Genomic DNA, 20646 nt, shown 5'->3' on the forward strand with positions numbered 1-20646 from the left:
GCCGGCTTCCCGCCGGCGTTGTGCTTTCCGGCCCAAGGCCACCTGCGGTATCGAGATGAGTGCATTCGTTCGCGCAATTCCCAGCCCCTGTACCGGCGTGTGCACGCTCGACGCGGATGGTCTATGCATGGGTTGCCACCGCAACGTTGCCGAGATCACGCACTGGGCGCGGATGGATGACGATGAGCGCACGCGGCTGATGGACGACGAACTTCCACGGCGCGAAGCGCAGCGGAGGGGGTGATCGTGGCGATGGCGCATCTGGACGAGATCGTGCGGGCGGCGCATCCGCTGGGTGCCGACCCGGTCGGACCGGAATGGAACCTGGCCGAACTTGATGGCCTGCTCGAGCCGCGTCCGCCGCTGGTTGCGGCCGTGCTGCTCGGGCTGGTGGAGCGTCACGACGGCCTCAACGTATTGCTCACGCGGCGCAACGACGGGCTGCGGCTGCACGCGGGGCAGGTCAGCCTGCCGGGCGGACGAGTTGATCCGGAGGACGCCGGGGTGGTCGGTGCCGCGCTGCGCGAGGCCAGCGAGGAGATCGGCCTGTCGCCGGCGCAGGCCCGCCCGCTTGGCTATCTGGACCCGGTGCGCACGATCACCGGCTATCGCGTGGTGCCGCTGATCGCGCAGCTCGATCCGGGCTTCGTCGCGCGGCCTGACCCGGCCGAGGTCGCAGCGGTGTTCGAGGTACCGCTGTCGTTCCTGCTCGCGCGACAGCATCTGCGCGAACTGCGGATCGAGTTTGGCGGCCGGCCGCGTCCGGTACTCGAATATGCGCCATATCCGGGCGCGCCGGAGCAGCGGATATGGGGCGTGACCGCATCGATCCTGTACAACCTGCGGCAACGTCTGGAGGCCCTGCGATGAACGCTCGCGGATGGACCACGCTGGTGCAGCCCGAAGCGGTGGCCGCGGCGCTGGACGAGGCCGACATGGTGCTCCTCGACTGCCGCTTCTCCCTTGCCGACCCGGGCGCGGGCGAGCGCGCATACCGCGACTCGCATGTGCCCGGTGCACGCTACGCGCACCTGGACCGCGACCTGTCCGGCGCCGCCTCGGTGTCCCGCGGTCGCCATCCCTGGCCGGATGCGGATGCGTTCACCCGCCGGCTCTCGGCCTGGGGTATCTCGCCGCGCAGCCGCGTTGTCGCCTATGACGCCGGCGATGGCGCGTTCGCCGCGCGCCTGTGGTGCCTGCTGCGGATGCTGGGTCACGAATCGGTGGCCGTGCTCGACGGCGGCTGGGCGCGCTGGATCGCGCTCGGCCTGCCGGTCGATGCCGACCTGCCGTCGCCTGCGCATGCGCCTTATGAAGCGGTGTTCGACGCGGCCAGGCTGCTCGATGCCGACGCGACGGGCCGACATCTCGACCACAGCGGCTTGCTGGTCGACGCACGCGCGCCGGAGCGTTTCCGCGGCCAGGTCGAACCGCTCGATGCGGTGGCAGGCCATGTGCCAGGTGCGGTCAACCGTCCCTACGCGGCCAACCTGGAAGACGGTCGCTTCAAGTCCGCGGCGCAGCTGCGGTCCGAATTCGAAGCGCTGCTGGACGGGCGTGAGGCGCAGGAGTTCGTGGCCATGTGCGGGTCGGGCGTCACCGCCTGCCACCATCTGCTGGCGCTCGAGCACGCAGGCCTGCACGGGGCTCGGCTGTTCACCGGGTCATGGAGCGGATGGATCAGCGATCCCTCACGGCCGGTCGCCACGGGCGAGGATTGAGCCGCGGCGGGCGGGACCAGGGACCAGACCCGCAAAGCGCGCGGCAGCTTGGGCCGACCGGACGATCTATTTGCCGAGCTTCGCCAGCAGGGCGCGCAGCGCCGACTGCGTGTCCGGGTCGTTCCAGGAGGCGACGAAGCGGTCGAGGTCGAGCAGCTCCGGTCGCAGTGCGTCGATGACGTCGGCGCGCGCGATCGCGCGCGTCGCCAGCATCGGCTTGCGCGGCAGCGCCAGCAGTTGCGCCAGCCAGGCGTGGGCGCGCTGCGGCACGTCCCCGATCGCGGCGAGTTCATCGACCAGTCCGATCCGGAGGGCGCGTTGCGCATCGGCCATCTCGCCCGCCACCAGCAGGCGCTCGGCGCGGTGCGGCCCGACCACGCGACGCATCAGCCGCTGGATGCCCTCGGGCGCGACCAGGCCGACCTGGGTCTCGTTGAGTCCGATGCGGTAGTCACCTTCCGCCATCACCCGGTAGTCGCAGCACAGCGCCAGCACGCAGCCGCCCGCGGGCGCGTGTCCATTGAGTGCCGCCACGACCGGCACCGGGGATTGCGCCAGCGCCCGCGCCGCATCGATGAAGCCCTGCCAGGCTGCGCGCAGGCCCGCCGCATCCAGGGTCAGCAGGTGTGGCACGTCCAGGCCGGCGGAGAAGGCGCCGGGCCCGCCGCTGAGGACGATGCCGCGGGCACCATCGGCGACGGCCGCGGCGACCGATTCGACCAGCAGCCCGCACAGCTCAGGGTTGAGTGCGTTCACCGGCGGACGCGCGAGGCGGAGTTCGTGGATGCCGTCGTGCTGGCTGCGTTCGATCATGGCGCAAGGCCCGGTGCATGGAAGGCCGCTATCATAGTGGTCATGCAAAGTCCTATCGTTCTGCTCCTGTCGGCGCTGCTGCTTGCGCTTCCGGCGACGGTGCGCGCCGATGACTGCGTCCCGCTGCTGGAATCGGGCTGGATCCGCCAGCCGCCGATGGCGATGCCGATGATGGCGGGCTTCGCGCAGATCCGGAACCCGTGCGCGGCGCCGGTCACGGTCGTGTCCGCCAGCAGCCCGGCGTTCGGCTCGGTGGAACTGCACGAGACCACGCGCGTGGACGGCGTGAGCCGCATGCGCCACGTCGACACGCTCGACGTGCCGGCCGGCGCGACCGCGACGCTTGCCCCCGGCGGCCTGCACCTGATGCTGATGCAGCCCCGCGCGACGACGGCGCTGGGCGAATCGCTCGAGATCGAACTGGAGCTGGCCGATGGCCGCAGGCTTCGCGCCGGTTTCGAAGTGCGCGCCGCCAACGCGCTCTAGGAACATCGGACCGCTTTCGCGATCGCTGCCTAGGCGGGTCCGGGGCGGCCACGTTGTGAGTGCCATGCATCCCGGCGCCAGCCAATGGGTTGCACGCGGACGCGCGCAATACCGTCGTGATGGTGGGTCGCAAGTCTCCCCGTCCTTGCACGTGACCCGGTAACGCCACTGCGCCCGATTTGCGCGTTCGCATGTTGCATCCATGAATCAGCCGCGCCCGCCGTCGCGATGGTGGTGATTCCGCGCCCGGCGCGGCTTTTTCGATGGCAAACAACGCCTGCACGCGCAGCGCCGCTCCGTGGATGTTGCGTGGATGCAACATCTTGCAGCGAAAAACGTGCGCGTCGACGCATGCTGCTGCATCCGGCAGTCCGGAAATCCAGGGCATTCAATCGCTTGCGCGCGGTGCGAGCGATTGGCATCGCACTTGCGGGGAGAGTGCAGCGCAAGCGTCCGTCATGACGACTGGCCTTTGGCGCGAAGAACCTGAAGGAGTCACACAATGCGCATTCGACACAGCATCCTCACTGCGGCCGTCCTGGTCGTGCTGGGCGCCTCCGGCCAGCTCATGGCCCAGGAGCAGAGCGAAGCCGGCGCCGGCGACAACAACTCCACCCGTGGCAACAACCGCGACAACACCAGCCAGGCATTGGCCTCTGGAACGGGCAGCGCCGCGGCCGACAACCACAGCACCGCCACGTCCACCACCAGCGATTCGTTCAACACCAGCTCCAACACCGTGGTCGCGACCACCCAGCTCAGCGGGACGGTCACCGGCAACGGCGTATCCGGCCTGGGCAACGTCGCCAGCAACTCCGGCAACGCGGTAGGCGGTGCGGGCGGCACAGGCGGTGCGGGCGTCGGCGGCTCGGCCGGCGGCGGTTCGGGCACGGCCGGCGACGGCGGCGATGGCGGCGATTCGGGCGCCTGGAGCGACCGCGCCGGCGATTCGGGCAGCGCAACGCAGACCGCGGCGGCCGGCGAGTCCGCGTCCGACGCCTACGCCGAAGCGCGCAGCCGGACCCGCGAACGCGGTGCCGGTGCGGCCAGTGCGGACAGCCAGTCGCAGGCCGACGCCACGTCCACCGCCGATACCTCGGCCACCGGCGGCGCCAGCACCGCCAGCAACAGCGGCAGCAGCGGCGATGCCTCGTCCTGGGCCGGCAACGGCGGTACCGGCGGCAACGGTCGCGGTGGCGACGCCACCGGTGGCGACGGCAGCGGCGGCAACGGCGGCCGCGGCGGTGACGGCGGCGTGGCCTATGCCGACACCGGCAACTTCAACATGTCCAACGCCATGAACGGCTCCGGCAACGCGGCCGCCGGCATCATGGTCATGGCGCAGAACAGCGGCGCCGCGGCGCTGATCCAGCAGGGCGTGACCGTCCAGGCCAACCTCACCGTCGGTCCGTGATGCAGTGATTCGTCCCCGCAACGGGGCGAGGCTCGACCGGTCGCGATGCGCAGCCGCGCACCGCGACCGGTTGATCATCCAGGGCATGCCGCGGGCCGTGATGGTCGAGGCGAGGAGGTGAATCCATGGACGCATGCAGGACATGGCGTCGCGTGCTGGTCGCGGGCCTGCTGCTGGCACCGCTGCCCACGCTGGCGGGGCAGCCGGCTGCGGCCGGAATGCGCACGACGGGGGCAGGCGATGCGGCGACAGCGGTCGCGGACGCGGACGTGTTTGGCCGCGCAGTCGCCGACGAAGCACTGTCTGCGCTGCGGGGCGGTGATGGCCAGGCCACGGTCGAGGTCGACAACCAGGGCACGGTGGACGGCAACACAGCCAGCCACGTGGTGGCGGGCGACAACCGGATCGACGGCGGTGCATTCGCCAACGCCGCCGGCCTGACCACGGTGATCCAGAACAGCGGCTCGAACGTGCTCATCCAGAACGGTACGGCGGTCAACGTGCGCTTCGGCAGCGGGCCCTGACGATGCGGCTCACGCCCCTGCTTGCGGCGCTGCTGGCGCTGGCCGTGCCGGCGGTGCCGGCGCTGGCCGGGTCGATGGACCTGCGCGTGCCGTATGGGGGCGGTTACTCGGTGCCGGTGACCAGCCTGAAGGAGGCGCGGTTCCGCTCCACGGTTCGCCAGCAGTACGACTTCAGCTGCGGCTCGGCCGCGGTCGCGACCCTGCTGACCTACCAGTACGGGATGCCGGTGGACGAGGCCGAGGTGTTCGAGCACATGTACGCCACCGGCGACCAGGCGCGGATCCGCGCCGAGGGTTTCTCGCTGCTGGACATGCGCCGCTACCTCGCCTCGCGCGGCTTCAGCGCCGACGGTTTCCAGGTGCCGCTGGACAGGCTGCTCGACCAGGGGCTGCCTGCAATCGTGCTGGTCAACGACCGCGGATACCGCCATTTCGTCGTGGTCCGCGGACTGCGCCAGGGCCGTGTGCTGGTGGCCGACCCGGCGCGCGGCGCGCGCGCGATCCCGCGCCGCGATTTCGAACGCATCTGGGACAACCGCGTGCTGTTCGTCGTCCACAACCGTCGCGAGCTGGCCAGCTTCAACCAGGCGCGCGACTGGAACATGACGCCATCCGCGCCGCTGCACACGGGCATCCAGCGCCAGGGACTGCAGAACATCGTGATCCCGCGGCGCGGCCCGGGAGACATCTGATGGCTGCCCGAGGCGCATGGTGGCTGGTGGCCTGTCTCTGGCTGTTGCCGGGCCTGTCGGCGCTCGGGGGTGAACCGGCCGAGTCGGTGCAGGCATGGCAGCGCGTCGATCCGGCCCTGCTCGAAGACCAGCGCGGCGGCCTGGTGATGCCCTCGGGCCTGCAGGTTTCGTTTGGATTCGAGCGCACGGTGCACGTCAACGGCGCACTGGTCTTGGCGCTGCGCGTAGACGTGGCCGACGTGGGCCGGATCAGCGCCGATGAGGCGAGTCAGCTGGCGACGCTGGGGCGGACGCAGCTTGTGCAGATCGGCAGCGGCAACGCGGCGCAGGCACAGGCTGGTGGACTGGTGATCCAGAACTCGCTGGACGGCCAGCGCATCCAGGTGCAGAGCACGCTCGACGCCAGCAGCAACGCGCTCGGCATGCTGCAGGCGCTGAACGTGGCGCAGATGCTGCAGGCCGCTTCGACCGGCTCGCTGGGCGGGCTGTAGTGACCACCCCCGTGCGACAGGGACGTGCGCGATGAACAGGCAACCTCCAGCACCACGTCACCGCGATGATTCCGGCGCGCCATCGCGCACGACAGCCGGCCATGCGCGGCTGGCCTGGCCATTGCTGGCCAGCTGCTCGCTGCTGCTGGCAGGGAACGTTTGCGCGCAGGAGGGCGCGCAGGACGAGCGGCTGCAGCAGCTGGAAGCGCGACTGGCCGAGCAGGATCGCCAGATCGGCGCCCTGCAGCAGTTGGTGGATCGACAGCAGCACACACTCGACGGCCTGGCGCGCGAGGTCGGAGCGTCGCGGCTGGACGACCTGCGCGCGCGCGGCGGCACTCCGGCGCTGGCGCAGCTTCCTCTTGCCGCCGGACAGGCCGCGGTCGCCATGGCCCCCGCGCAGGTACCGGACGCACCCGATGCCGGTCCAGCCGGACACGCCGACACGATGGCGGTCGCTGACACCCAGGTCGGCCGCCCACCCGAATCGGCCGGACGGCCGCCCGAAGTCGCGCAGATATTCGACCAGCCTGGCGTCCTCACGCCGCGCGGGCAGCTTGTGCTCGAACCGTCGATGCAGTTCGACTATTCCAGCAACGATCGCGTCGCACTTGTCGGCTACACGGTGATCCCGGCGATCCTGATTGGCCTGATCGACGTGCGCCAGGTCAAGACCACCAGTCTGACCGCGGCCCTTGCCGCGCGCTACGGAGTGGGGCGGCGCTTCGAGCTGGAAGTGAAGGTGCCTTACTCCTACATCAGCAGCGATACCGTCAGCCGCGAGATCTTCACCGGGTCTGCGCTGGACAGCGTCTTCCAGGCGGACGGCAGGGGGGTGGGGGATGTCGAACTCACCGCGCGCTACCAGCTCAACCAGGGCGGCGTCGACACGCCGTTCTACGTGCTGTGGCTGCGCTACAAGACGCGCACCGGACGCGACCTGTTCGAGGTCGTCACCGACTGCGTGACCCGCTGCGTGGCCAATGCCACCGGCACCGGCCTGCCGCTGGACCTGCCGACGGGAAGCGGGTTCGCGGCACTGCAGCCCGGCATCACCTGGCTGTACGCCTCCGATCCGGTGGTGTTCTTCGGCAGCCTGAGCTACCTGCACAACTTCGAACGCGACGACGTCTCCAGGACCGTGCTCACCGGCGCCCCCGAAGGTTTTCCGCAGATCACCACCGAGCCGCTGGGGACGGTGGAGGCCGGCGACATCATCGGCTTCAACTTCGGAATGGGCCTGGCATTGAACGAACGTGCGGCGGTCAGTTTCGGCTACGACCAGAGCATCGTCGACCGCACCAGGCAGAACGGCGAGGACGCGCCCGGCGCGGTGCGCGTGGTCCTGGGCACCCTCGTGATCGGAGGCTCCTACCGGCTGGGCGACCGCACCAGCCTGAACGTGGCGCTGGGCGTCGGGGTTACCCGCGACACCCCGGACGTCTCGCTGGCCGTGCGCCTGCCGATCAGCTTCTGACGCGCCTGCCTCGCCGCCGCGCCGTGCGATGACGCGCGTCGGCTCGGCGCGCCTTCGGTCATCACTCCACTGTCCGGTAGATGTGCCCGACACTATGGCCGCTGCGCGCGGCCGGCTGCGTTGAGCTTGCAACAACAACAAGAACTGGCATCCCGGGGGGAGGGTGCGGGGAGATGTCCCGCAATGTCTCATCCCGGACCGCAGGCACTGATCCACTTTCGGGTGCAATCCTTCCTCGACGATGGCGAACTCGAGCGCGGACTGCTCGCGGCGGGCTGGAAGATCCGGACTGCCGACGATGCCGGGGCGATCGCAAGGCTGTCGCCGCACGAGGTGCCGGGTGTCGGATTGCTGGACCTGCGCGGTGTCGACGACGCCGGCGCGCAGGAACTGTTCGCGCAGCCGGAGCTGGTGGCGATGCTGGCGGGCCAGCGGCTGGAGTGGGTGGCCGTGCTGCGCCCGGAACAGCGGGCCTGGCCGGCGCTGGGGCGGCTGGTGCATGTGTGCTGCCGCGACTACGTCACCCATCCCTGCGACCCGGAGACGCTCTCGATCGTGCTGGGGCATGCGCTGGGCATGGCGCAGCTGGCGGCCGGCGACGGGGCCGTGGATGCTGGCGGGCCGCGGATCGACGGCATGGTCGGTGACAGCGAGGTGATGCGTCGCCTGGCCTGCCGGGTGGTCAAGGCCGCAGGCAGCGAGGCACCGGTGTTCCTCGCCGGCGAGACCGGCACCGGCAAGGAGCTGGCCGCGGCGGCGATCCATCGCCAATCCCGGCGCAGCGGCATGCCCTTCGTCGGGATCAACTGCGGTGCGATCCCGTCCAGCCTGATGCAGTCCGAGCTGTTCGGCTACGAGCGCGGCGCGTTCACCGGCGCGGTCCAGCGCAAGTTCGGGCGGGTCGAACTTGCGCACGGCGGCACCTTGTTCCTGGACGAGGTGGCGGACCTGCCGATGGAGTCGCAGGCCTCGCTGCTGCGCTTCCTGGAGGAGGGGCGGATGCAGCGCCTCGGCGGCCGCGAATCGATCCGGGTCGATGCCAGGATCGTGTCGGCCACCCACGTCGACCTGTGCCGGGCGGTGGCCGAAGGGACGTTCCGCGCCGACCTCTACCACCGCCTGCGGGTGATCGAACTGCGGATGCCGCCGCTGCGCGAGCGCGGCAGCGACATCGTGCTGATCGCGCAGCACGCGTTGCAGCGACACGCCAGCGAGGTGCAGTGCCGCCTGAGGGGCTTCAAGGCCTGCGCGCTGCGCGCGATGCAGGCCTACTCCTGGCCGGGCAACGTGCGGGAACTGATCAACCGGGTGCGCGAGGCGATGGTGATGGCGGAGGGCTGCTACATCTCCGCAAGCGACCTGCAGCTGCAGGACACGGACCCGGAACTGCACGTGATCACCATCGACCTGGCCCGGCGCGAGGGCGAGCGCGCCGCGATCGATCGCGCGCTGGCGCGCAACGGCCAGCGCGTGGGCCAGGCCGCCGACGAGCTCGGCATCTCGCGCGTCACGCTGTACCGGCTGATGCTGCGACACGGCCTGCACGAAGCCCGGCCGGAGGCGCAGTGGAGCCGACTGGCGCTGGTCAAGGGCGGCAGCGAGGACGCCTGAGCGGTCCGCGCCTCAGCCGGTGGCGACCCGCTTGACCGCCTCCGGCAGCGGTGTCGGGCGGCCGCTGGCGCGGTCGATCCAGACCATCACCACGTGTCCGTCGGCGTACAGCACGGTGCCGTCCTCGCCGGCGATGCGGTGGCCGATGGTGACGCTGGTGGTACCGACCCGGTCGGCGAACAGTTCCACCACCACGCGCGCCGGGTACGGGATCGGTACCCGGTAGTTCATCTGCACCGCGGCCAGCAGCGGCGCGAAGGCGTCGGTCAGCCAGGGCTCGCCCAGCGATTCGAACCAGCGGATCCGCGCCTCCTCCAGGTAGGTCATGAAGTTGGAGTTGTTGACGTGGTTGAACGCGTCAAGGTCGCGCCAGCGCAGCTCGATCGGCAGGCGGAACAGGGCGGTGCGGTTGTCCAGGCTCATGGTGGGGAACTCGGCTGATCGGCGTTGCGCGCCAGCGGCATGCTCAAGCCGCCGACCTGCGCCTGGCGGGCTTCGCGTCCAGGCCCAGGGTGCGGGCCAGGAAGCGGCCGGTGTGCGATGCGGGAAGCCGGGCGATCTCTTCGGGCGTGCCCTGGCCGATGATCGTGCCGCCGCGATGGCCGCCCTCCGGGCCGAGGTCCACCACCCAGTCGGCGGTCTTGATCACGTCCAGGTTGTGCTCGATCACCACCACGGTGTTGCCGTCGTCGCGCAGCTTGTGCAGCACCGCGAGCAGATGCTCGATGTCGTGGAAGTGCAGGCCGGTGGTGGGCTCGTCGAGGATGTAGAGGGTCCGGCCGGTGTCGCGCCGCGACAGCTCCTTCGACAGCTTGACCCGCTGCGCCTCGCCGCCCGAGAGCGTGGTGGCCGGCTGGCCGAGCTTGATGTAGGCCAGGCCCACGTCGAGCAGTGTCTCGAGCTTGCGCGAAATCGACGGCACCGGCTCGAACAGCGCCAGCGCGTCCTCGACTGTCATCTCGAGTACGTCGCGGATGCTGTAGCCCTTGTAGAGGATCTCCAGCGTCTCGCGGTTGTAGCGCTTGCCCTGGCAGATGTCGCAGGGCACGTACACGTCCGGCAGGAAGTGCATCTCGACCTTGAGCAGGCCGTCGCCCTGGCAGGCCTCGCAGCGGCCGCCGCGGACGTTGAAGCTGAAGCGGCCCGGCGAATAGCCGCGCGCGCGCGCCTCGGGCACCTGCGCGAACAGCTCGCGCAGCGGTGTGAACAGGCCGGTGTAGGTCGCAGGATTGGAACGCGGGGTGCGGCCGATCGGCGACTGGTCGATGTCCACGACCTTGTCGAACAGGTCCAGTCCGTGCACTTCGCGGTACGGCGCGGCGCTGTGCGAGGCGCCGTTGATCTCGTTGGCGGCCAGTGCGTACAGGGTGTCGTTGATCAGGGTCGACTTGCCCGAGCCCGACACGCCGGTAACCGCGGTGAACAGCCCGGACGGGATGGTGAGATCGACGTCCTTGAGGTTGTTGCCCGTGGCCCCGAGCAGGCGCAGCTGCATCTTCGGATTGGGCTTGTGGCGCTGCGCCGGAATCGCGATCTGGCGCTTGCCCGACAGGTACTGCCCGGTCAGCGAGCGCGGCGCCTTGAGGATGTCGGCCAGCTTGCCCTGGGCCACTATTTCACCGCCGTGCACGCCGGCGCCGGGGCCGATGTCGACCACGTGATCGGCCAGGCGGATGGCCTCCTCGTCATGCTCGACCACGATCACGGTGTTGCCCAGATCGCGCAGGCGGGTGAGGGTGCCGAGCAGGCGCTCGTTGTCGCGCTGGTGCAGGCCGATGCTGGGCTCGTCGAGCACGTACATCACCCCGACCAGGCCAGCGCCGATCTGCGAGGCCAGGCGGATGCGCTGGGCCTCGCCACCCGACAGGGTGTCGGCCTTGCGCTCCAGCGTCAGGTAGTCGAGGCCGACGTCGACCAGGAAGCCCAGCCGCTCGTTGATCTCCTTGACGATCTTCGAGGCGATCTCGCCTCGCCAGCCCGGCAGGTGCAGGCCGGCGAAGAACGCGCGCGCCTCGTCGATCGGCAGCACGACCAGGTCGGGCAATGGCCGCTCGGCCACGAAGATGTTGCGCGCGGCGCGGTTCAGTCGCGCGCCGCCGCAGTCCTGGCAGGCGCGTTCGCTGATGTACTTGGCCAGCTCCTCGCGCACCGCGGCCGATTCGGTCTCGCGGTAGCGGCGCTCCAGGTTGGGCACGATGCCTTCGAACCGGTGCTTGCGCTGGGTGCGTCCGCCGGCATCGGTGATGTAGCTGAAGCTGAGGGTGGTGGTGCCGCTGCCGAACAGCACCGCCTGGCGCGAGGCCTCCGGCAGTTCCTGCCAGGGGGTGTCGACGCTGAAGTCATAGTGCTTGGCCAGCGACTGGATCAGCTGGAAGTAATAGGCGTTGCGCCGGTCCCAGCCACGGATCGCGCCGGCGGCCATCGACAGCTCGGGATGCACGACCACGCGCGCCGGATCGAAGAACTGGGCGACGCCCAGGCCGTCGCAGGTCGGACATGCGCCCTGCGGTGAATTGAACGAGAACAGCCGCGGCTCCAGCGCCGGGAGCGCGTATTCGCAGACCGGGCAGGAGTACTTGGACGAGAACAGCAGCGGCGTCGCGGCGTCGTCGATGGCCTGCACCGACGCCATGCCGTCGCCGAGCTTGAGTGCGGTTTCAAACGATTCGGTCAGGCGCTGCCTGAACCCGGTCGCGGATTCCTCGTCCGCGCTGCGCACCTTGAAGCGGTCGATCACCGCTTCGATGGTGTGCTTGACCCGCAGCGCCAGCGGCGGCACAGCGTCGATCTCGTGCAGCACGCCGTCCACGCGCACGCGCACGTAGCCCTGTGCGCGCAGCTGCTCGAACACCTGCGCGTGCTCGCCCTTGCGCTCGCGCACCACCGGCGCGAGCAGCATCCAGCGCTGCTCGGGATCGAGGTTGAGCACCTGGTCGACCATCTGGCTGACGGTCTGGGCCTCCAGCGGATAGCCGTGGTCCGGGCAGCGCGGCAGGCCGACGCGGGCATACAGCAGGCGCAGGTAGTCGTAGATCTCGGTGATCGTGCCGACGGTCGAACGGGGGTTGTGGGACGTCGACTTCTGCTCGATCGAGATCGCCGGGCTCAGGCCTTCGATATGGTCGACGTCGGGCTTCTCCATCACGCTGAGAAACTGCCGCGCGTAGGACGACAGAGACTCGACGTAGCGGCGCTGGCCCTCGGCATAGATGGTGTCGAAGGCCAGCGACGACTTGCCGGAGCCGGACAGGCCGGTGAAGACGATCAGCCGGTCGCGGGGCAAGTCGAGGTCGACGTTCTTGAGGTTGTGGGTTCGGGCACCGCGAATGCGGATGGTGTCCATCGCCATCGGGCGGGGTTCCAGTAGGGGGCTGCGGGAGAGGGCAGCCGGGGAGAACCGGTCAGCCTAACGAGCCGCGGATATGGGGGCAAATGCGGTGGATGCCAGTTTCCCGGGTGGCGGTCTCATGCTGTGCGACGGGGCGGACATGGGCGCGCCGGGGAGAACCCCCTCGCCTGCGCAAGATGCTGTCGCCGAAAAGGTCTAGGACGGTATGGCTGGCCTCAGGCGGAATCCCAGATTCGCGTGACGCCGAAAGTTATGCGGTTGTTAACGCGCCCTTCACGGCTCTGAACCTAAGCTGCCGCCGTGCGTTCAGCCTGCGTCTGCCGGCTGCGCCAGGCACATGGCACCGACGTCGCATCAGCGGTACACGGGGTCGAAATCCGATTGAACAAGTCCTTTCAAGGAACCGGAAATGACGAAGACCAAACTCCTCACCCTCGCGCTTCTCAGCGGCCTCGGCGTGACCCATGTGGCGTCCGCGCAGGAATTCGATGACCGCTGGTATCTGACCGGTTCGGTCGGTTTCAACCTCCAGGACGAGGACCGCCGTACCGACGATGCGTACGCGCTCGGCCTTGGCCTGGGCAAGTTCATCAGCCCGGAGTGGTCGGTCGAAGGTGAGCTGAACTACCAGAATCCGCAGTTCAGCCACAACTCCGACCTGCTGTGGAGCCAGTATGGCGTGTCGTTGGACTTCCGCCGCCACTTCCTTGCCGAAGGCCGCAACTGGTCGCCGTACGTCCTGCTCGGCCTGGGCTACCAGCGCTCTGAGGAAGAGTATGTGCTGGCGACCTCGAGCGAGCTGTTCCAGCGTGAAGAGGGCAACCTGGCCGCGAAGCTCGGTGTCGGCTTGCAGGGCGACTTCAGCAGCCGAGTTGCAGTGCGTGCCGAGCTGGCCACCCGCTTCGATTTCGACGATCAGAGCATTGCAGCTGAAACTGGCCCGGCCCAGGGTTCCGGCTATCCGCATCAGCAGGAAGAGAGCTACTTCACCGACGTGATCGCTTCGGTGGGCGTGATCATTCCGCTGGGTCCGGAGCCGACCGCGCCGGTTGCCCCGCCGCCGCCGCCGCCGGCCCAGCCTGCGCCGCCGCCGGCCCCGGCTCCGATCACGATCGATCTGAACGGCGTGAACTTCGACTTCGACCGCTCGACGCTGCGTCCTGACGCGGTGCAGATCCTCAACGAGGCCGTCGAAATCCTGAAGCGTTACCCGGAGCTGCGCGTTGAAGTGGCCGGCCACACCGACCTGTGCGGTGCGGACGCGTACAACCAGAGCCTGTCGGAGCGTCGCGCTGGCGCGGTGTACGACTACATGACCAGCAATGGCGTCGATGCCGGCCGCCTGATGGGTCCGGTGGGTTACGGCGAGAGCCGTCCGCTTGAGCCGACCGCGCAGACGCTGCCGGGCTGCAAGAGCGAGGTCAACCGCCGCACCGAGCTCAACGTCCAGAACTGATCTGGATCGGCTGGCGATGGCCTTGGTTGCCATCGCCGGCCGCCCGAATATCGGACAGTCGTTAAGAATCCGTTCGCCCTATGTTATTCTGCCGCCGGCCCATGAAACAACGGTTTGGGCCGGCCTCTTGGCATGGCGCCCGAGCAGTATTCAGAAGTGCGAATCCGTTTCATTTTCCCCGGACAACCCCCTAGGAGTTTTCAATGAAAATCCGCTTGCTTAGCGCCGCCCTGTTGGCCGGCCTGGCCGTGACCACCGTCGCGTCCGCGCAGGAATTCGATGACCGCTGGTACGTGGCCGGTTCGGTAGGTTTCAACCTACAGGACGAGGACCGTCGCACCGATGATGCGTATGCGCTCGGCCTTGGCCTGGGCAAGTTCATCAGCCCGGAGTGGTCGGTCGAAGGTGAGCTGAACTACCAGAATCCGCAGTTCAGCCACAACTCGGACCTGCTGTGGAGCCAGTACGGCGTGTCGCTGGATTTCCGCCGCCACTTCCTTGCCGAAGGCCGCAACTGGTCGCCGTACCTGCTGATGGGCCTGGGCTACCAGCGCTCTGAGGAAGAGTATGTGCTGGCGTCCTCGAGCGAGCTGTTCCAGCGTGAGGAAGGCAACCTCGCCGCGAAGCTTGGCGTGGGCCTGCAGGGCGACTTCAGCAGCCGCGTTGCAGTGCGTGCCGAACTGGCCACCCGTTTCGATTTCGACGATCAGAGCATTGCAGCTGAAACCGGCCCGGCCCAGGGTTCCGGCTATCCGCATCAGCAGGAAGAGAGCTACTTCACCGACGTGATCGCTTCGGTGGGCGTGATCATTCCGCTGGGTCCGGAGCCGACCGCGCCGGTTGCCCCGCCGCCGCCGCCGCCGCCGGCCCAGCCTGCGCCGCCGCCGGCCCCGGCTCCGATCACGATCGATCTGAACGGCGTGAACTTCGACTTCGACCGCTCGACGCTGCGTCCTGACGCGGTGCAGATCCTCAACGAGGCCGTCGAAATCCTGAAGCGTTACCCGGAGCTGCGCGTTGAAGTGGCCGGCCACACCGACCTGTGCGGTGCGGACGCTTACAACCAGAGCCTGTCGGAGCGTCGCGCTGGCGCGGTGTACGACTACATGACCAGCAATGGCGTCGATGCCGGCCGCCTGATGGGTCCGGTGGGTTACGGCGAGAGCCGTCCGCTTGAGCCGACCGCGCAGACGCTGCCGGGCTGCAAGAGCGAGGTCAACCGCCGCACCGAGCTCAACGTCCAGAACTGATCTGACGTCGAGTAGCTGTATCCAGGAAGCCCGGCCAAGTGCCGGGCTTTCTGCTTTTTCGGGCACGCTCGAGCGCGCTTGTTCGCTTGCCTGCAGCCAACGCGCTGCTACACTTCGCGCAGATTTCGAGGTGGAGCTGGAACATGCGCGGATGGACGTTGTTGCTGTTGTCGCTGGGCGCGGTGTCGGCCCATGCCTCCACCCAGTGCCCGGGCGCGACCGCGCAGCCGCTTGCCGTGCGTCCCACGGTGCTGCTTCCTGTCGCGACAGGTTTTGCAAGCGTGAATCCCCAACTCGGCTCGCAGCGTGGCGTGCTCGCGCCCGACTTCGACGAGTCGCAATCGGTCGACAATGTGCTGTGGCGCCTGCGCGTGGAAGGTTGTCAGCCGCTGGCTGCAGCGACCCCGGCGTCGGCCCTGGCCACGCCCGGCACGGCGGGCTACGTCAAGCGCACCGAGCACGACAATACGCCGTACCGGTTCAATATGACCCAGAACGGCAAGCGCATGACTGCCGATGATTTCGACGCCTGGCTGCAGGCCAATGGCTACAGCGCCGGGCGGCGGGCCGATCCGGCGGTGGCTCCGGCCGCCGAGGCGCCGCAGGCCGCGGATCCGTCCCAGTAACTACAACTACCGCGGTGCCGCTGCAAGCCGCCCAGGCGACGTGCCGGGCAGCCTGCGGCTCGTCAAGCACCCGCATGCCTGCGCGGGCGCGGCTCAGTTTTTCAAGACACCGAGTTCGTGCCCGATGCGCGTGAAGGCGTCGATGGCGCGGTCGATATGTTCACGCGTGTGCGCGGCCGAAATCTGCGTGCGGATGCGCGCCTGTTCCTTTGGAACGACGGGGAAGAAGAAACCGATCGCGTAGATGCCTTCCTCGAGCAGGCGTTCGGCGAACCGCTGCGCGAGCGAGGCGTCGTACAGCATCACCGGACAGATCGGATGCGTGCCCGCACGCAGGTCGAAGCCCGCGGCCGTCATGCGCTCGCGGAAGTACGCGGTGTTGACGACGAGCTGTTCACGCAGCGCACCCGCGGCGTCGAGCATTTCGAATGCCTTGGTGCCCGCGGCCACGACGTGCGGCGGCAGTGAGTTCGAGAACAGGTAGGGGCGCGAGCGCTGCCGCAGCAGTTCGATCACTTCCGACTTCGCCGTCGTGAACCCGCCCAGCGCGCCGCCCATCGCCTTGCCGAGTGTGCCGGTGATGATGTCGATGCGGTCCAGCACTCCCTTCACCTCGGCCGATCCGCGGCCGGTGGCGCCGAGGAATCCGGTGGCGTGGCATTCGTCGATGTGCACCAGCGCGCCGTACCTGGACGCGAGCGCGGTGATCTCGTCGAGCGGCGCAATGAAGCCGTCCATCGAGAACACGCCGTCGGTGGTGATCAGTTTCGTGCGGCAACCGGCGGCCTCGGCGGCCTGCAGCTGCTTCTCCAGGTCGGCCATGTCGCAGTTGGCGTAGCGGAACCGCTGCGCCTTGCACAGGCGCACCCCGTCGATGATCGAGGCGTGGTTGAGGGAGTCGGAGATGACTGCGTCGTTCTCGTCGAGCAGCGGCTCGAACAGGCCGCCGTTGGCGTCGAAGCAGGCGGCGTACAGGATCGTGTCCTGCTTGCCGAAGAACGCCGAAATCGTGCGCTCGAGCTGCTTGTGCAGGTCCTGGGTGCCGCAGATGAAGCGCACCGAGGCCATGCCGAAGCCATGCGTGTCCAGCGCGTCCCGGGCCGCGGCGATGATGTCTGGATGGTCGGCCAGGCCCAGGTAGTTGTTGGCGCAGAAGTTGAGCACCGTGCGGCCGTCGGCGAGCGTGATCTCGGCCGACTGTGGGCTGGTGATGATCCGCTCGGCCTTGAACAGCCCGGCATCGCGGATCTCGTCGAGGGTGGCGGCGTAACGCTGGGTCAGGGACATGGCGATTCCGTGCAGATGTTGTGCTGCAGGAGCGGAGCTCCTACGGGAGCAGGCTCAGTTCCAGTTGAGTACGACCTTGCCCGACTTGCCCGACTCCATCAGGTCGAAGCCTTGCTGGAAGTCGTCGGCGGCCAACTGGTGGCTGAGCACCTTGCCCAGCGGAAAGCCCGACAGCACCAGCTGGGTCATCTTGTACCAGGTCTCGTACATGCGGCGCCCATAGATGCCCTGCACGGTCAGGCCCTTGAAGATGATGCGGTCCCAGTCGATGCCCGCGCCCTTGGGCAGCAGGCCGAGCAGAGCAACCTTGCCGCCGTGGTACATGCAGTCGAGCATGTCGTTGAAGGCGCGCGGGTTGCCGCTCATTTCCAGGCCCACGTCGAAGCCTTCCAGGTGCAGGTCGGCCATCACCTCGCGCAGCGAGCCATTGGCGACGTTGACCACGCGCGTGGCGCCCATGTCCGCGGCGAGCTTGAGCCGGTAGTCGTTGACGTCGGTCACCACCACGTTGCGCGCGCCGATGTGCTTGCAGATGCCGGCGGCCATCACCCCGATCGGGCCGGCGCCGGTGATCAGCACGTCCTCGCCGACCACGTCGAACTCCAGCGCGCAGTGCGCGGCATTGCCGTAAGGGTCGAAGAAGGCGGCAAGTTCGGACGGGACCTGGTCGGGGATCGGCCACAGGTTGGAGGCGGGCATCGCGATGTATTCGGCGAAGGCGCCGTCGCGGTTCACGCCGATGCCCACCGTGTTCGGGCACAGGTGTTGCTTGCCTGCGCGACAGTTGCGGCAGTGGCCGCAGACGATATGGCCCTCGGCCGACACGCGCTGGCCGATGGCGTAGCCGGTCACGCCCGGGCCGAGCTCCGCCACGCGGCCGACGAATTCGTGGCCGATCACCAGGCCCTGGCGGATCGTGCGCTGCGCCCACTCGTCCCAGAGGTAGATGTGCAGGTCGGTGCCGCAGATGGCGGTCTTCTCGACCTTGATCAGCACCTCGTTCGGCCCGGGCACCGGCACCGGGACCTCCTCCATCCACAGGCCCTTGGTGGTCTCGCGCTTGACCAGCGCCTTCATGGTTGCGGACATCGGGGGGCGGCCTGCGGGAACGGGTGGCCATTATAGGTTGCACCGGAAACCGCGGGCACGCCGGCAGGGGCGGCGACCGGGGGAGGGCGGCTACAATCGGCCGGTCATTTCAGGTGGAACCGTTCCATGCGCCTATCCCTGCCGTGCCTGTCCGCCGTGATCGCCCTGTCCATTGTCCCCGCCGCAGGCGCGGTGGAGGGGATGTGGGTGCCGCAGCAACTGCCGGAGATCTCCGCACCGCTCAAGCAGGCCGGCCTGAAGCTGGACCCGGCGCAGCTCGCCGACCTGACCGGCGACCCGCTCGGGGCGGTGGTCTCGCTGGGCGGCTGCACGGCGAGCTTCGTCTCGCCGCAGGGCCTGGTGGTGACCAACCACCACTGCGCCTACGGCGCGATCCAGCTCAACTCCACGCCGGACAACAACCTGATGCGCGACGGCTTCAACGCCGCCGCACCGGCCGACGAGATCACCGCCGGGCCGAATGCGCGCATCTACGTGCTCGATGCCATCACCGACGTCACCACCGAGGTCCGCGCTGCGATCGATGCGGCGTCCGACCCGCTGGCGCGTACCCAGGCGCTGGACGCGATCGAGAAGCGGCTGGTCGCCGCGTGCGAAGCCAACGACGGCTACCGCTGCAGCATGTACAGCTTCCTCGGTGGCAACGACTACCGCCTGTTCCGCAACCTCGAGATCCGCGACGTGCGCCTGGCCTACGCGCCGCCGGGCAGCATCGGCAACTACGGTGGCGAGGTCGACAACTGGATGTGGCCGCGCCATACCGGCGATTTCGCGTTCTATCGCGCGTACGTGGGTCCGGACGGCAGGCCGGCGGCGCATTCGCCCGACAACGTGCCCTACCAGCCGAAGCACTGGCTGCAGATCGCCGACAAGCCGCTGCGCGAGGGCGACTTCGTGATGGTGGCCGGCTATCCGGGCCGCACCAGCCGCTACGCGCTGGCAGGCGAATTCGAGGACACCGAGCAGTGGTCGTATCCGACCATCGGTCGCCATTACCGCGCGCTTGTCGACCTTGTCGACGCGCACGCCAAGACCGATCCCGAGGTCGAGGTGAAATACGCCAGCACGGTGCGCGGCTGGGAAAACGTGATGAAGAACTACGAGGGCCAGCTTGCCGGCTTCTCGCGCACCGGGGCGGCGGCGACCAAGCGCGCCGAGGAGGCCGCGGTGCTGGAGTGGCTGCGCGCACGTGGCGAGGAGGGCGCCGATGCGCTGACCGCACACGAGCGCCTGGTTGCGCTGGACGAGGCCGACCGGGCCACGCGCGAGCGCGACCTGGTGCTGCGCATGTTCAACGGCACCGGTGCGATTTCCGCGGCTACGACGCTTTACCGCCTCGCGATCGAGCGCGGCAAGCCCGACGCCGAGCGCGAGCAGGGCTACCAGGACCGCGACCTGCCCACCATCGAGGGCAGCCTGCGGCAGATGGACCGGCGCTACGTCCCGGCCATGGACCGCGAACTGCAGGCCTACTGGCTGGCCGAATACGTCAAGCTGCCGCCGGCGCAGCGGCTGAAGACCGTCGACACCTGGCTCGGGGGTAATGATGCGAAGGCGATCGAGCGTGCCCTGGACAGGCTTGCCGACACCAAGCTTGCCGACACCGAAAGGCGCATGGCCTGGCTGAAGGCCGATCGCAAGGCCTTCGAATCCAGCAAGGACCCGGTGATCCGGTACGCGGTGGCGGTGATGCCGACCCTGCTCGAGCTCGAGCAGGCGGGCAAGACACGCGCCGGTGAGCGCCTGCCGGCGCGGGCGAGCTACCTGCAGGCCGTCGCCGAACACCGCCGCAGCCAGGGCGGGCAGGTCTATCCGGATGCAAACTCGTCGCTGCGCATCACCTTCGGCAACGTCAAGCCCTATACGAAGCTCGACGGTAGCCGGCAGCAGGCGTTCACGCGGCTCGAGGAGGTGGCGGCCAAGGCCACCGGCGAGGAGCCATTCGACGCGCCGCAGACCCTGCTGGATGCGGTCGCGGCCAAGCGTCATGGCGGGCTGGCCGATCGCCGGATGCGCACGGTTCCGGTCAACTTCCTGTCCGACCTGGACGTGACCGGCGGCAACTCCGGCTCGCCCGTGCTCGACGCACGCGGGCAGTTGGTCGGCCTGCTGTTCGACATGAACTGGGAGGCGGTGGTGTCGAACTGGGTGTTCGACGCCGAGATGACCCGCACCATCTCCGTCGACCAGCGCTACCTGCGCTGGATCATGCAGGAGGTCTACCCGGCGCCGCAGCTGCTGCAGGAGATGGGCGTCGCGCCGAAGCGGTAGCGGCGGCCTGTTGTGCGGCGCCGGCACGGGACCATGGACGTCGCATCGCTTAGACTAGGCGCTGCGCC

Annotated in this window: 16 protein-coding genes and 2 pseudogenes; 13 read left to right on the plus strand and 5 right to left on the minus strand. The window is 68.8% G+C overall.

The window, feature by feature from the left end; all coding sequences use genetic code 11:
- The first annotated feature begins 55 nt into the window (after positions 1 to 55).
- Both ACW5EG_RS05290 and ACW5EG_RS05295 read left to right on the plus strand, forming a co-directional pair.
- Positions 56 to 870, plus strand: a pseudogene (locus tag ACW5EG_RS05290) (NUDIX hydrolase).
- The gene (locus ACW5EG_RS05295; RefSeq protein ID WP_457021001.1) at positions 867 to 1721 is read left to right on the plus strand and encodes a sulfurtransferase; all 855 of its coding nucleotides are present in this window, start codon (positions 867 to 869) and stop codon (positions 1719 to 1721) included. The pseudogene ACW5EG_RS05290 and the gene ACW5EG_RS05295 overlap by 4 nt, the downstream one beginning before the upstream one ends.
- 66 nt (positions 1722 to 1787) lie before the next feature.
- Here ACW5EG_RS05295 and ACW5EG_RS05300 read toward each other — a convergent pair whose 3' ends face one another.
- Positions 1788 to 2534 carry an enoyl-CoA hydratase/isomerase family protein gene (locus ACW5EG_RS05300; RefSeq protein WP_457021002.1) on the minus strand — a complete coding sequence of 249 codons (747 nt, stop codon included), beginning with the start codon at positions 2532 to 2534 and terminating at the stop codon, positions 1788 to 1790.
- 42 nt (positions 2535 to 2576) lie between these two features.
- Here ACW5EG_RS05300 and ACW5EG_RS05305 point away from each other — a divergent pair, with 42 nt between their 5' ends.
- The 7 genes from ACW5EG_RS05305 (at position 2577) to ACW5EG_RS05335 (ending at position 9229) form a co-directional block, all read left to right on the plus strand.
- Complete coding sequence (locus tag ACW5EG_RS05305; RefSeq protein WP_457017704.1) at positions 2577 to 3020, plus strand: copper chaperone PCu(A)C; 444 nt, start codon at positions 2577 to 2579, stop codon at positions 3018 to 3020.
- Between the two features lie 502 nt (positions 3021 to 3522).
- The gene (locus tag ACW5EG_RS05310; protein ID WP_457017705.1) at positions 3523 to 4434 is read left to right on the plus strand and encodes a hypothetical protein; all 912 of its coding nucleotides are present in this window, start codon (positions 3523 to 3525) and stop codon (positions 4432 to 4434) included.
- A 125-nt stretch (positions 4435 to 4559) separates the two neighbouring features.
- Entirely contained in the window at positions 4560 to 4958 is a 399-nt protein-coding gene (locus ACW5EG_RS05315; RefSeq protein WP_457017706.1) for a hypothetical protein, read from the plus strand.
- A 2-nt stretch (positions 4959 to 4960) separates the two neighbouring features.
- Positions 4961 to 5650, plus strand: coding sequence for a C39 family peptidase (locus ACW5EG_RS05320; RefSeq protein WP_457021003.1), 690 nt, complete (start codon positions 4961 to 4963; stop codon positions 5648 to 5650).
- Positions 5650 to 6141, plus strand: a complete 492-nt coding sequence (locus tag ACW5EG_RS05325; RefSeq protein WP_457021004.1) for a hypothetical protein — start codon at positions 5650 to 5652, stop codon at positions 6139 to 6141. Before ACW5EG_RS05320 ends, ACW5EG_RS05325 begins: the two co-directional genes overlap by 1 nt.
- 31 nt (positions 6142 to 6172) lie before the next feature.
- A complete protein-coding gene (locus tag ACW5EG_RS05330; protein ID WP_457021005.1) occupies positions 6173 to 7618 on the plus strand; it encodes an acetate kinase in 1446 nt (481 codons plus the stop codon).
- A 183-nt stretch (positions 7619 to 7801) separates the two neighbouring features.
- Entirely contained in the window at positions 7802 to 9229 is a 1428-nt protein-coding gene (locus ACW5EG_RS05335; protein WP_457021006.1) for a sigma 54-interacting transcriptional regulator, read from the plus strand.
- Positions 9230 to 9241: 12 nt separating this feature from the next.
- Here the strand turns inward: ACW5EG_RS05335 and ACW5EG_RS05340 are convergent, their stop codons facing one another.
- Both ACW5EG_RS05340 and uvrA read right to left on the minus strand, forming a co-directional pair.
- Positions 9242 to 9652, minus strand: a complete 411-nt coding sequence (locus ACW5EG_RS05340; protein WP_457017711.1) for an acyl-CoA thioesterase — start codon at positions 9650 to 9652, stop codon at positions 9242 to 9244.
- 46 nt (positions 9653 to 9698) lie between these two features.
- Positions 9699 to 12578: pseudogene (gene uvrA / locus ACW5EG_RS05345) on the minus strand (excinuclease ABC subunit UvrA); the annotation flags it as partial.
- 409 nt (positions 12579 to 12987) lie between these two features.
- Here uvrA and ACW5EG_RS05350 point away from each other — a divergent pair.
- From ACW5EG_RS05350 to ACW5EG_RS05360, 3 genes are all read left to right on the plus strand, one after another.
- On the plus strand, positions 12988 to 14034 hold the full coding sequence (locus ACW5EG_RS05350) for an OmpA family protein (RefSeq protein WP_457021007.1): 1047 nt from the start codon (positions 12988 to 12990) through the stop codon (positions 14032 to 14034).
- 203 nt (positions 14035 to 14237) lie between these two features.
- Positions 14238 to 15284, plus strand: a complete 1047-nt coding sequence (locus ACW5EG_RS05355; protein WP_457021008.1) for an OmpA family protein — start codon at positions 14238 to 14240, stop codon at positions 15282 to 15284.
- A 38-nt stretch (positions 15285 to 15322) separates the two neighbouring features.
- The gene (locus ACW5EG_RS05360) at positions 15323 to 15910 is read left to right on the plus strand and encodes a hypothetical protein (protein WP_457021009.1); all 588 of its coding nucleotides are present in this window, start codon (positions 15323 to 15325) and stop codon (positions 15908 to 15910) included.
- 93 nt (positions 15911 to 16003) lie between these two features.
- Here the strand turns inward: ACW5EG_RS05360 and kbl are convergent, their stop codons facing one another.
- Complete coding sequence (gene kbl, locus ACW5EG_RS05365) at positions 16004 to 17197, minus strand: glycine C-acetyltransferase (RefSeq protein ID WP_457021010.1); 1194 nt, start codon at positions 17195 to 17197, stop codon at positions 16004 to 16006.
- 54 nt (positions 17198 to 17251) lie between these two features.
- The gene (gene tdh / locus ACW5EG_RS05370; protein WP_457017716.1) at positions 17252 to 18286 is read right to left on the minus strand and encodes an L-threonine 3-dehydrogenase; all 1035 of its coding nucleotides are present in this window, start codon (positions 18284 to 18286) and stop codon (positions 17252 to 17254) included.
- Between the two features lie 126 nt (positions 18287 to 18412).
- Here tdh and ACW5EG_RS05375 point away from each other — a divergent pair, with 126 nt between their 5' ends.
- A complete protein-coding gene (locus ACW5EG_RS05375; RefSeq protein ID WP_457017717.1) occupies positions 18413 to 20578 on the plus strand; it encodes a S46 family peptidase in 2166 nt (721 codons plus the stop codon).
- The last annotated feature ends 68 nt before the right edge of the window (positions 20579 to 20646 follow it).

This window comes from Luteimonas sp. A611, assembly GCF_054072715.1.